General features: G+C 39.7%; 10 protein-coding genes and 1 pseudogene. 3 read left to right on the top strand and 8 right to left on the bottom strand.

Annotated elements, in window-relative coordinates; translation table 11 throughout:
• Nucleotides 1-69 precede the first annotated feature (69 nt).
• Nucleotides 70-1,512, top strand: coding sequence for a tetratricopeptide repeat-containing sulfotransferase family protein (locus tag HJP15_RS20310; protein ID WP_170174497.1), 1,443 nt, complete (start codon nucleotides 70-72; stop codon nucleotides 1,510-1,512).
• On the opposite strand, the gene HJP15_RS20305 is transcribed toward HJP15_RS20310, so the two are convergent.
• Nucleotides 1,490-2,389 (bottom strand): alpha/beta fold hydrolase, encoded by a 900-nt coding sequence (locus tag HJP15_RS20305; protein ID WP_054454023.1) that lies wholly within the window; start codon nucleotides 2,387-2,389, stop codon nucleotides 1,490-1,492. The genes HJP15_RS20310 and HJP15_RS20305 overlap by 23 nt on opposite strands.
• Before the next feature lie 268 nt (nucleotides 2,390-2,657).
• Here HJP15_RS20305 and rlmF point away from each other — a divergent pair, with 268 nt between their 5' ends.
• On the top strand, nucleotides 2,658-3,605 hold the full coding sequence (gene rlmF / locus HJP15_RS20300; protein ID WP_054454021.1) for a 23S rRNA (adenine(1618)-N(6))-methyltransferase RlmF: 948 nt from the start codon (nucleotides 2,658-2,660) through the stop codon (nucleotides 3,603-3,605).
• A pseudogene (locus tag HJP15_RS22235) lies at nucleotides 3,602-3,691 on the top strand (beta-eliminating lyase-related protein); the annotation flags it as partial. The gene rlmF and the pseudogene HJP15_RS22235, both read left to right, overlap by 4 nt.
• Before the next feature lie 228 nt (nucleotides 3,692-3,919).
• Here HJP15_RS22235 and HJP15_RS20290 read toward each other — a convergent pair.
• The 7 genes from HJP15_RS20290 to HJP15_RS20260 all read right to left on the bottom strand — a co-directional run bounded on the left by HJP15_RS20290 (nucleotide 3,920) and on the right by HJP15_RS20260 (nucleotide 13,022).
• The gene (locus HJP15_RS20290; protein WP_170174496.1) at nucleotides 3,920-4,513 is read right to left on the bottom strand and encodes a thymidine kinase; all 594 of its coding nucleotides are present in this window, start codon (nucleotides 4,511-4,513) and stop codon (nucleotides 3,920-3,922) included.
• A 54-nt stretch (nucleotides 4,514-4,567) separates the two neighbouring features.
• Nucleotides 4,568-5,050: a methylated-DNA--[protein]-cysteine S-methyltransferase gene (locus HJP15_RS20285; protein ID WP_170174495.1), complete on the bottom strand. Its 483-nt coding sequence runs from the start codon at nucleotides 5,048-5,050 to the stop codon at nucleotides 4,568-4,570.
• A complete protein-coding gene (locus HJP15_RS20280) occupies nucleotides 5,047-6,408 on the bottom strand; it encodes a DNA-3-methyladenine glycosylase 2 family protein (protein ID WP_170174494.1) in 1,362 nt (453 codons plus the stop codon). The genes HJP15_RS20285 and HJP15_RS20280 overlap by 4 nt, the downstream gene beginning before the upstream one ends.
• Nucleotides 6,409-6,493: 85 nt before the next feature.
• Nucleotides 6,494-7,105: a superoxide dismutase gene (locus HJP15_RS20275; protein ID WP_054454015.1), complete on the bottom strand. Its 612-nt coding sequence runs from the start codon at nucleotides 7,103-7,105 to the stop codon at nucleotides 6,494-6,496.
• Between the two features lie 29 nt (nucleotides 7,106-7,134).
• Entirely contained in the window at nucleotides 7,135-7,641 is a 507-nt protein-coding gene (locus tag HJP15_RS20270; protein WP_054454013.1) for a DUF2753 family protein, read from the bottom strand.
• A gap of 82 nt (nucleotides 7,642-7,723) precedes the next feature.
• Nucleotides 7,724-8,218: a GNAT family N-acetyltransferase gene (locus tag HJP15_RS20265; protein WP_170174493.1), complete on the bottom strand. Its 495-nt coding sequence runs from the start codon at nucleotides 8,216-8,218 to the stop codon at nucleotides 7,724-7,726.
• 46 nt (nucleotides 8,219-8,264) lie between these two features.
• Nucleotides 8,265-13,022, bottom strand: coding sequence for a PAS domain-containing protein (locus HJP15_RS20260; RefSeq protein WP_170174492.1), 4,758 nt, complete (start codon nucleotides 13,020-13,022; stop codon nucleotides 8,265-8,267).
• Nucleotides 13,023-13,416: the final 394 nt, after the last annotated feature.

The raw sequence follows: 13,416 nt of genomic DNA, 5'->3' as shown, positions 1-13,416 counted from the left end.
CAGGCGAAATGCTCAAGACATTTCGCCTTTTTCGTTTTATAGTAACTAAAAAACAAATAGCTATAATGTATGCTGCTAAAAAAAGCCAACCAATTACTTGCCGACAACCGTTTAAAAGAAGCTGAATTTCACTTTAAAACCTTACTCGATACGGATCCCCAAAACGGTGAAGCTTTGTTTGGCCTTGGCCGTATTGCACTTAGGTTAGAACGTTTTGATGCTGCGGTATATTTACTACAAAGATCCTGTGAACGATTGCCAAACATGCTTGAGCCATTGCATGCCTTAGCGGACGCATTTAACGGCGTAAACTCCCCCAATGATGCACTTAAAGTACTTGAGTACGCGAAAGCATTGGCAAGTCATAACCCTGAGCCGCATTATTATCTTGCCCAGCACTACTTAACCCATGGGGAGCTTGATAAAGCACACACCACTTTTGCGCAAGCCCTCAGCCTTGGGCTCTACCCAGTTACAGCGTATATTTTACTTGAATTAGTGCAATTAGGACGATTTGATAAGCAACATAATTACACCAGTAATTTGCATCACCTTTTAACGCAAACAAATAACCTGCACTTAAAAATGATCTGCTATTACGCATTAGCAAAAAGCTACGATCAACTAGATGATATTGAACAAGCAACCAATTACTATACCCTTGCAAATAAGCTACAACGCCAGCTAAGTGATTTTAATACCGATGAATTAACCGCATTTTATCAGCAAATTATTGCGCATAATCCAGCTCCCTTGTTTACGAATATAGAACAAGGATTTAAAGGCACTATTACACCGGTGTTTATAATTGGTATGCCGAGATCCGGCTCAACCTTACTTGAGCAAATTTTAGCAAGTCATAGTGAGTTTGCCAGTATTGGCGAAGATACCAGTATCAGTAATCATGTCGTGGCGTTTATTGAGCAACAAACGAAGCTTCCCTACCCTGAATGTTTAACAGCCTTAACGCCCACATTAATTGAACAAGGCCGTGCTATTTATACAAATAGGCTCAAACAAGCGAAGCCAATCCGCGCTTTTATGATCAATAAGCTACCAGCTAATTATCAATCATTAGGACTCATTAAGCGCTTATTCCCCAATGCCAAATTTATTGATTTAAAACGTGATTTTAACGCCACAGCTTGGTCTGTATTTAGTAACTACTTTGCAGAAAATGAGCCTTATTTTTGCTCAGTACCTGAGTTTAAAACTTACTATGATCTTTACCAAACACTTATGGCACATTGGCACAATGCTCTACCCAATGCGATTTTTACACTTGAGTACGAGCAATTAGTTAGCAACCCGAAAGAACAGCTCAGTCAATTGTTTGGATTTTTAGGCTGTAATTTTGAGCCCCAATGTCTGGATTTTTATAAATCTAAAAAACCAGTTTCCACACTAAGTAAACACGCAATACGCCAGCCCTTAAATAACAAGGCCGTTGAACGTTGGAAACGTTTTGAAGCCCCGTTGCGTCAATTGCTTAATACGCAGCAAACCAATTAACTAAATCGGTAAATTGATCCGCTTTTGCGTTAGGATGAGTCAGCATATTAATGTGATCATAATCAAATTGATGGCCGTGCTTACGCCCATAAATACGTAAGTCTTGCACGCCTTTACCTGACTCATCAATGAACTTTTGAATGTCAATGGGTTGAGCAAGCGCCTTATCTTTAACACCTGCAATATGCAGTGTCGGTGGCAAGTGCATCTCACTCACAGCCGCGCCGTAATCAAAGCCATCATCAGAGTCAATCCACGGTTTTTTCTTTGCCCATTGCATACTTTGATAATGCGATTTTTTAGTCTCATCATCACTGCCCCATTTAAGTTTTTTAGCCGGTAAGTAGCCATGCTTGTTAGCTAAAATTGGCGCTAAAAAATACCAAATAACATTCCCTTGAAAGTACTTTTTAGGGTGATGATTATACAATGAGCGTTTAGTACCAAAATACGCACACGCTTTAACATCCGCAATATAGTGCGGAAATCGAGCAAATACGCTGTTCATCAATACGCCTCCCCACGAATGAGCAACCCAATATGCAGGTGGCTTGCCTTCTAGTTCAGCTATTTTATCTATGAAAGCGGGTATATCCTCGGTAATCGCCTCTGTTTGACCATAATGCGCATGCTTTGAAATACCCGGTTTACTTTCGCCTCGACCACGTAAGTCAGCCACATAACAAACATACCCTTGCTCAGCTAAAAATGGAGCCAATCCTTTATTACTATGTGTATAAAAAATTTTGCCATTTTCAACTGCACCATGCACAAATAACACTGCAGGGCCTTGGCTATTTGGGTTATATATACGTCGTAAATGCAACGTTTGTTGGTCGGCTAATTTAATAAAAACCGACTCTTGTTTAATTGTCATCAAATTACCTATTATTATTTTTAAAGCCCAACTCATCCTACCAGTAAATACACGCTAATATAAGCATGTATACCAAATGACCTCAAGATGCGAACGTCATTGGAATTAAAAGCAATTTAGACAAGGCATTGATTGTAAAGTAAGACCTTGATATTAAGTCCCCGATGAAATGATGAATTTTGTATACTGGGGCGGCTTAGGGATATTTACACCTTAAAATAAATATCTGTTAAACTAATCAACCTGTTTACTCTGCTAGCTATCAATCATGAAATCAGTGCCTAAAAAAGCCAAACTACATCCACGAAATCGCCATAACCAAGGTTACGACTTTGATCACCTTATAACGGTTGAACCTGCATTAAATGTCTTTGTTTCACTCACTCAGTATGGCGAAAAGAGTATTGATTTTAGTGATAATAAAGCAGTCAAAACCCTTAACCAAGCGCTACTAAAAGCATATTACAAGGTCGACTTTTGGGACTTCCCTGAGCATAACTTATGCCCACCAGTCCCTGGACGCGCTGATTATATCCATTACTTAGCTGATTTATTAGCCGCCGACAACCAGGGCGCGATCCCACAAGGTCGGCAAGTAAAAGCGCTTGATATTGGTACCGGCGCAAATATTATCTACCCATTACTTGCAAGCCACGAGTATAACTGGAGCATGACAGGCAGCGATATTGATCCTGCGGCTGTAAAATTAGCCAAACAAATAGTGCAGTTTAATAATCGTAAAATCACTGTGAAAGTTCAAAAACAGCCTGAGCATATTTTTCAGGGCATTATCAATGCCAAAGATTTATTTCATTTAACACTATGTAACCCACCATTTCATGCCAGCGAACAAGAAGCGAAACAAGGCAGTGATCGTAAATGGCGTAATTTGGGCAAAACCCCGACAACTAATTTAAATTTTGGTGGCCAAAATAACGAACTATGGTGTGAAGGCGGTGAAGCACAATTTATTACGACCATGATCACAGAAAGTGCTTTATTTGCAGAGCAGTGCCTATGGTTTACATCATTGGTGTCTAAAAAAGAAACTTTGGTAACACTGCAAAATGAACTCGCTAAGCACCCAGTTGCAGATGTTAAAATAATTGAAATGGCTCAAGGTCAAAAAGTAAGTCGATTTATTGCTTGGAGCTATTTTGACGAAGCAACTCGCAAAGAAATTTGCCAAGAATTTACACCCATGGAGACACCATGATCGATTTTCGTTCTGATACAGTCACAAGACCTTGCGATGCAATGCGTAACGTGATGTTCAGTGCACCTCTGGGGGATGATGTATACCCAAACCTGAGGGATCCCCACGAATATTTATTCATGTAATCCCTCAATATTGACTGTTAAATTTGAGAGTTCGGACAATACACCAATGTTGCTGATCACATCGATATTAATACCATTGCTCTGGTGTTAAAAGAGCGGGGAATTTTAATAAGCCCGAGTAAAACCTTACGTTTAGTTACGCATTTGGATATTACTCGAGCCAACATTGATACATTTATTGAGGTGATATCAAGCGTTCGAGCGCTCCATATTTAACGCTGCTTTATAATGCTTGCGGCACACTGATACATATCGGTCGTTGCCGCCTATTTCTACCTGGTTGCCATCGGCAATTGCATTGCCATCTTCGTCTGTTCTCAATACATGATTAGCTTTACGGCCGCAATGGCATACCGTTTTCAATTCAATCAGTTTATCAGCCCATGCGAGTAAATATTGAGAGCCGCTGAATAACTCGCCTCTAAAATCATTACGCAGCCCATAACACAACACAGGAATGCCCAAGTAGTCCACTACATCGGTCAGTTGCATGACTTGTTCTTTTGATAGGAATTGGCATTCATCGACAAGTATACAATGGCGCTTTTTTTCGCTGTTTAATGACTTTATTAAGTCAAATACATCTTTATTTTCATCAAAAATATGCGCTTTAGCCTCAAGCCCTATACGTGATGACACCTTACCCACACCCGCGCGATTATCTATGGCAGCCGTTAATATTACGGGCTCCATACCTCGCTCGCGGTAATTAAATGCTGATTGTAATAATGTGGTGGATTTGCCTGCATTCATCGCAGAATAATAAAAATACAGCTGAGCCATAAAAATGCCTACCAATAAAAAGTGCGCTAATGCTACATCAAATAACCCATAACATCACCCCTGACTTGGGTAACCTTCGTGTTTAAGTAACCATTGTTTACGCTCAAGCCCACCAGCGTAGCCAGTTAACTTTCCACTGGCACCAATAATTCGATGACACGGCACTATTATGCTAATAGGGTTTTTACCATTTGCAGCACCCACAGCTCGTACCGCCTTTGGGTTACCAATAGCGCGAGCTATATCGCTGTAACTTTGTACTTGCCCAAATGGCACATTTAACAATGCCTGCCATACACTTTTTTGAAAATCAGTGCCTTTGGTATCTAAGTTAATAGTGAAAGTGCGCCGCGTATCATTAAAGTACTCATCAAGCTGACTTATGCACTGATGTATATGAATATTATTTACATCTTTCAATATCTGTTCTGGGTATTCTTTTGTGGGGTAAAAGCCAACATAACTCACTCCTTGCTCAGTCGCTTGAATTATAATGTCATCGAGTGGGCTGGCGATCTTAATTTGTACAATACTCATAATAATTGCTGCCATAGTTGAAATGTTAAATATGAACGAAATGGTGCACACAGTTCATCATTAAAGGGCTTTGCTGCTGCTTGCGCTTTTTTTACTCCCAAGTCACCCGCGAGTAAAATATCAGGCTGGCTTTGCCCCCTAAGTTTTGCGTAATTGACCGTCCAGGGGCCTATACCTTTTAACCCTAACCATTCATCCAACTGTTCGCAATCAGGATTATCAGCACAAAATTGGGCTAGCGCACGTAATGCGTTTTTACGAGCCTGCGGCATTTTAAAAAAATCTAACTCACTGTTTGCAACCTCTTGCGGGTGAGGAAAATAAATACGGTCTTGCTCTTTTTCACCTAATGCTTGAACTAATTGCGCCACTAAGTTGTGTGCAGCCGTTACACTCACCTGCTGACCTAGCACAGCCCGAATGCCCGCCTCAAACGTTGACCAAATACCCGGTAATCGTAACCCTGTTGTTAATTTAATTGCGCCGTGAGTATGTGTCTCAAGGTGATCTTCAATTAATGTAGTATCCGCATCTAAATCAAGTATACGGCGTATCTGAGTTAAAATGGGGTGTAAATAACGCGGTTCATCAATATCTATTGATACTAAAAAATGATGTTTTTGTTCAATAAACTCAGCCGTAAATTGCCCTTTACAACCATGCGTATTAAAACTTCGTCCATAACTATTATCACTTAACCATTCCATAGGTGATATAAGCCTGCGCGCTAAAAACTGATGTAATGCAGCCCAATTATAGGGTGGCCTAAAAGGCAATTTGATCGTCAATGTGAGGTTACTTGGTTTATTAGTAGCGCGCATTTTACTGGGGCAAATATGCAGCTGCTGTAAAAAGGCATCATTAAAACGGCGGATACTGCTAAAGCCCGATGCAAACGCAATTTGTGATACGGGTAAATGTGTTTCTTGCAGTAATTTTTTAGCAAAATGGCATTGATTAAATAGTCGATACTGGGTGACTGAAATACCAAAATACTGCATAAATAAGCGACGTAAATAGCGGCTGCTAACACCTAACCGCGCAGCGAGTTGTTCACAGTTTTGTGGCTGGATTAAGTTTTGATCAATTAAGTATTTTGCACGTAATGCGCTGGTTTTGGTTCCTTGCCATGCGCCACTACCTGGGGCACTGTCAGGGCGACATCGTATGCAAGGCCTAAACCCTGCTTGTGCAGCACTATGCGCATATTGATAGTACTGAACATTGTGTTCTTTGGCCGTGGGGGCGGGACAAATTGGTCTGCAATAAATACCGGTACTTTTTACCGCAATAAAAAATACGCCGTCAAAGCGATGATCGCGACTTTGACGGGCACGTTGCCAATGGCTATTATCCATGGAGCTCTCATAACTAACTTTATCTATCAATTAGATTACGTGAAAAACCATACATTACTAGCCATTTTCGGCACTCAATAAAATGTTATGAAATAGCGTCTAGATAACGTCGTTCCACTTCATTCCAATTAATCACATTATAAAAAGCGGCGATGTATTCTGGGCGGCGATTTTGGTATTTCAAGTAGTATGCATGTTCCCATACGTCTAAACCAAGAATAGGTGTATTACCATGCATTAAAGGGCTGTCTTGGTTTAAGCTGCTTTCCACGATTAACGTTTTATCTGCAGTCACACTCAACCATGCCCAACCACTGCCAAAACGACTGACTGCCGCAGCGGTAAATGCCTCTTTAAAGCTGTCAAAGCCTGCAAGCTGCTCAGTGATAGCATCAAATAAAGTACCTGTGGGCTCTCCCCCACCATTTGGACTCATAACAGTCCAAAATAACGAGTGGTTTGCGTGACCGCCACCATGCTCTTGCACAACCTTATTTAATGGGCTTGCTATTGTATCAATATTACGTAATAGCTCATGTACATCCGTATTAGCATACTCAGTATTTTCTAATGCAGCATTGGCTTTATTAATATAAGTTTGATGATGTAATGTGTGGTGAATCTCCATAGTTTTTGCATCTAAGTGCGGCTCTAATGCATCATATTCGTAAGGTAACGCGGGTAATATAAACGCCATAATTGCTCCTTTGGGCTTGCGTAACGTGATCAATGTACTGTGGCAGTATGATCCGGGGTATAACTTAAAGTGTGGTTAATTTTTTCAATTAGTTGCGGGCAGTGGCTGTGGCTTTTTGCAAATTGCACAAGCTCTGTATACGTTTTGTGATGATGATGAGCAACCACGGTGCGTATGGTATTACAAGGGTGCTCAATTAAATGACTCAGTGTTATATGAACATCACATAACCACTGGCAAGCTTGATCTGATTGGCTCATCGCTCGATAAGTGTCAGCTAAATTATGTGCCGCCACAACCAGCGCTGGGCAACAATGCTCTATGGCTGCAATGACTGACTGGCACGTTTGTGCTTGACTAAACTGGCTTAATAAGTGAGATGCTAAAGTATGTGCGGTGGTGTATTTATCGCGCGCTTCCAACAAGGCACCACGTTCAAACGCATAATTACCCGCCATTATATTAGATTGCCAAGGGCTGAGTGCTTGATCTACCTGTGGAAGTTCGGCTTTATTACTAAGCTGGGGATGTGCCATAAAAATCACCTGCGCAAAATTAAATGATGTGCATAATCTACACACCATCACAACTTAATACAAATGATTTTTATTTATATTGCTATTTATTTTCTGCGAAATCTATTAATGCTTGACCAGTTAAACGATAAATTATCCACTCATTTTGAGGCTCAGCGCCCATGCTATTATAAAAATCAATAGCTGGCTTATTCCAATCAAGAACCACCCATTCAAAACGGCCACACTCTTTTGCTATGGCTTGGCGTGCAAGATGTTGCATAATGAGTTTACCCGCTCCTTTACCGCGGCTATCGGGGCTCACATACAAATCTTCTAAATAAAGGCCATTTTTGCCAAGCCACGTGGAATAATTATAAAAGTAAACAGCAAAGCCAATCGGTTCATCGCCATCTAAACAAATAACGCTATGGGCTGTTGCGCCATCACTGAATAATGTTTTTAAAATAGCGTGTTCATCTGTTTTAACTGCATCAGGCTCTTTCTCATAAATTGCCAGTTCGGTAATAAAATGCAAAATAGTCGCAGCGTCGCTTGGTAACGCATCGCGTAATATTATCGATGTAGAATTAGTCATGTACTGAGGTCACCTTTGTATGTGAGTATCTGTTGGAATAAAAAGCTCAATGATATTGTTCAAGCTTTTCTTTGAGGGTTTGTAACTGAATCGGCTTGGTAAGATAATCATCCATACCCGACGCTAAGCACAACTCTTTATCTTCATCCATTGCATTAGCAGTTAATGCAATAATAGTGATTTCTTGATGCTTTGTACCTGCATTTCCTTGGCGTATTGAACGTGTTGCATCAAAGCCATCCATAATCGGCATTTGACAATCCATAAGCACCAAATCAAAAAAGTGTGCGGGCTTTTGTGCCAAAATATCAACCGCTTCTTGGCCATTTTCAGCCAACGTTACCTGATAATTTAATTTACTCAACATAAGTTGAGACACTTTTTGATTGATCAAATTATCTTCAACTAACAATAAATGATGTGTTGGATCCTGTTTAGTGTTGCGCAATGAAGAAATATAACCCGAGGTTATCATTGGTAAATCAAGTGCTTTATCTTTATCAGTGATCACTGCCATTGCAGAAATTAAATCGGCCGTGGTGATTGGCTTTGGAAAATACGCTTGGAAACCAGCATCACTATAGCGCTGCGCGCCTTCTAATCCTGCAATACTCGTCATCATAACTAAAGGCATGGCTTTAAAATGCTCGTTTGCTTTTAACAATCGGCACAATTGGATCCCATCCATTTTAGGCATTTGCATATCCAGTACTGCGATATCATACAAGGGATCTTTATTATCAATACACGTTTGGCACATAGCCAAAGCCTGTTCAGCATCGCAAGCTAAGGCAACCGATGCCCCCCAGTGGGCCAATTGTTGACTAATTACCAACCGGTTTGTTTCATTATCATCCACAACCAGAACACGTAATTTATGCATATCGATTGTTGGAATACTGCGTTCTTGTTCGGTGCCTAACTCTAGCATAACTGTCGCCGTAAATTCACAGCCATTGCCAACTTCACTGTACAAGGTAACAGCCCCGCCCATCAACTCACATAACTGTTTGCATATGGCTAAACCTAAACCTGAGCCGCCGTATTCACGCGTAGTCGAGGCATCCACTTGTGAAAATGGGCTAAACAAACTTTGCTGCTTGGCAAGCGGTATACCAATACCCGAGTCTTTGACCTTGATGCTCAATTGGTACTGTTGATCAATGTTTTGCACAGCTGCAGTGATAACAACTTCCCCTTGAGAAGTGAATTTTACTGCGTTGCTAAGTAAGTTTGTCAACACTTGGCGTATTCGCCCAGGGTCACCTTTGAACTGAGATGGCACTAAAGCGACTAAATCGAGAATAATCTCTATTTGTTTTTCTTGCGCCTTAAGCGCCTGCGACTCAGCTACCTCACCAATCAAGTCTCTGGCATTGAAATTAATTGATTCTAAATCAATTTTACCTGCTTCGACTTTTGAAAAATCTAAAATATCATTGATCACGGACAAAAGTGAATGCGCACTATTTTTAGCAATCCCCACTTTAGTTTCAACGGGTTTGGTTAATGGTTCAAGTTCTATTAGCTCTAACATACCCAGTACACCATTCATTGGCGTACGTATTTCATGACTCATAGTTGCTAAAAACTGACTTTTAGCAAGTGCAGCATCATTTGCTTTGGCAAGTGCAACTTTTAATTCTTCCGCTGTTTTCTTACGACTTTGCGACATCAAAACACTGCCAACCAATGTAGCTAAAGAACGCAAATAAGTTTCTTCATTTTGGCTCCAATTATGCTGTTCTCCAACACTCTCAGCACACAAGACACCTAAAATCCCTTCACCTGTTGAGATCACTGCATCCAACATTGATTTGATATTCAACGGCCTTGAATAATCTTTTACAAAATCTAATGATGCGTGGTGAGTGTCCACATTATCTATTGCGACTAAGCCATTTTCAAATATCGCTTTAAAATAATCAGGGTACGCTGTGATATCTAAACACAAAGTATCTTGCGAAAAGCCAGAGCCATCAACATAGAGACTGACGCAATGCATTTTATTAGTACCACGCTCTAATATCCATACAGATGCACGCTGCACGTTAAGTACATCACACATAGATTGTGCGACTAAATCTTTAACCGCGCTAAAATCACCCGCTAATACGTCAGGAGAAACCGTTATACTTGCTAAATTAGTATTATATTGGTTGGTTTTTTCACTTTCTAACTCTAATCGTTTGTAGGTATCTATATTTTGAAAAGAACCATAAACACGAACACAGCGTTCATCTTTTAATTCAACTTGCCCTATCGATTTAACCCAACGCTCTTTACCTGTTTGTGTAATGATGATCAGTTCAACATCCCAACTATCGCCGCGAATAACCGCATTTTCGAACAGTTCACTAATTTTGTCTCGGTGTTCGCCTTCCTTATAAAAGTCTAGTGCCTGGGTTATGACTGGCTCAAAATCATCACTTACTTCGTGAATAGCTTTGACTTCTTCAGACCAATAAATCGTATTCGCTTCTAAGTCGACTTCCCATGCACCAATTTGCCCTTGCTTACTCATTGTTTCGAGTAAACTTTGCTGACGATATAATTGCAATTGAGTATTGTAGCGCTCAGTTATATCTAAAATAAAACCGTCTAGATAAAGTACATTCCCTTGTGAATCATATACTCCTTGACCTTTTTCATGTACCCAATGGACGTTACCATCTAGTGCAATCAGCCTATATTCCACAGACCAAGGCAGTTTGAGTGCAACCTGTTCATTTATTACTGTTTCAATGTGTTGAACATCGTCAGGGTGCACTATTTGTGCAAAACTTAATTGGTAGTTATCTACAATATCAAAAGGCTCATAGCCGGTAATCGCTTTAGTCTGGTCGCTCATATATAGCATTGTCCATTGCTTATCATGTTTACATCGATAAACAATGCCTGGAATATTGCCCACCAAAGACGCAAATCTATCGCGACTTTGCTGAAGTTGATATTCAGTTTCCTTGTGTGCCGTAATATCTAAGTGAGTGCCAATCATACGTTTTGGTGTGCCGTCGCTATTCCATTCAACAACACGGCCTGTATCTAAAATCCAAACCCATTGACCATTTTTGTGCTTCATACGTGATTCGGCAACATAGTTGTCAGATTGACCACAAAAGTGCTCAGTTAGTTTTTTCTCTGATACGATAGCATCATCTGGGTGAACATTATCTAGCCAAGTATTAATCGTCGTTGGTTCAAGCTCTTTTAAATCATAACCAATTATTTCAGCCCAACGATTGTTAAAGTAAACCTTACTTGTATCAATGTACCAATCCCATACACCCACTGCGGTACTATCTAGTACCAACTCTAGTTGTGTTTTATGCTGCTCTAACTCCATTTCTTGAAGTTTTAAGCTTGTGATATCAGTACGAATAGCGATATAACTTTGCGGTTTGCCTTGTTCATTTAAAAATGGCGCTATTGTTGTATCTAACCAATATAACGCGCCACTTTTATTACGGTTACAAATCTGCGCATGCCAAACATTACCCTTTTCCAACGTGTTGTACATATTTTCAAAGAAACTTCTTGAGTGAGTTCCTGAATTCAATATTCGATGATTTTGGCCCAGTAATTCAGCTTCTTCATAGCCACTTATTTCGCAAAACTTTTTATTAACAAAAGAAATAGTCCCTTTTATATCTGTCACGGCCACAATCGCATGCTCATCTAATGCACTTTTTTGTTCCGCTAATTCTTTTAAGGCAAGCTGTAATGCAGCACTTTGCTCTTGTAATCGTGTTTGATGCTGCGCCTTTACCGTTATCAGTTGCTCTAAATCAATGGATAATTGGTTTAATTCACTAGAGTTATTGAGGATCGGAATATTTTCTCTAAGTCCCTGCGTCACTTGCGTTGTTGCATTCGCCAGTACTATTAATGGGTTTGATAGGCGTCGACCAAACCACCATGAAAGCATCAAAATAACCAGTAATGCAAAACCATTTAACCATACTGCAAGCTTTTTATATTCAGTAGCACCTTCAAGCATCACTGCAGCGGGTTTTTCTACCACGAGTTGCCAACCTGTGGCGTTTAAAAAGTCTAAATCACTTAAAATGGCGTAATATTTTGCACCATCCGTTTTGGTATAACTAAACACCTTGTCTAATGGTTGCTCATCAGTCAAATTTTCAGTAAAGCTCAGCCCGCCATCAGTATCAGTGTTTTGAACCAATTCACCATTTTTAATAATATAAAATGTAAGCTTTTCGTTTATATCATGTATATGCGCTAAGTTTTTAAGTAGGCCTTGGAAGTTAACGTCAACAAGAACAATCGATTTTAAACGTTGATCCCCTTCACCCATTGGCAAAGCAATAAAGTGATTATGGGCTTTTTCACCTAACACAGACACAAACACACTCGGTTTACCTTGTTCAATTTGAGCCAACATAGGAATGAGTTGATCTTGATGCAAATGAGAAAATAAACCATCTGTGACAGGGATTGAGGTATTAATAGGGTTTGCGAGTATATGAATTTGATTTACAAAATCATAGCGCCCTACAAATTCGTTAACTAATAATTGTTTTTGAAGTGGGCTGTGACGTAATTGTTCGTTTAATAAATATAAATCTTTTATATGATCTGCAAACCAAATATCTGCAAATTGTTTACCAATACTACTTAGCTCTCTGAGCTCTATGCGGGCACTTTTATCCAGAGAATTAGTAACGTGTATAAAGCTGAACCACGAAAGCAAACATAAAGGTGCTAAAGAGATTATAATAAAAGTAACAATCAACTTACTTCGGATTGACTGCACTTTACTATCTAACACACTTTTTTTCATTGCTTTCCCTATCCCAACCTTCGGTTTTAACTCAACTTTTATTATTAATATATTAAGGCATTAAATACTACAAGACGCAAGCTTATACGTGTCATGAATAGGCTTAATATACAAAAACTCATTAATTATTTTTACTTTAGCTGGGCGATACAGGCAAAATACTTACAAGCTATGATTGCTATAAAGAGCAAGCTAACAACGCAGGGGTATGTAACTTTAAGTATAAATTTAACATTGGTGGCCTGGGTATACGAACACTATGGTCGTTAATGGCATTAACGCCTGTATTTTTTACTATCAACGATCTTTACTTTTTGGCACAAAAGGTACACTAAGCACTTTTGATGGACTAAATACCCCGCAAACTTTATTTTTCCGATAATCGCTTTTACAC

It is taken from the genome of Pseudoalteromonas sp. NEC-BIFX-2020_002, from assembly GCF_013002825.1.
GTDB lineage: Bacteria > Pseudomonadota > Gammaproteobacteria > Enterobacterales > Alteromonadaceae > Pseudoalteromonas > Pseudoalteromonas neustonica.
The sequence above is the reverse complement of the archived record's forward strand: the minus strand, read 5'-3'. Positions and strand labels throughout refer to the sequence as shown.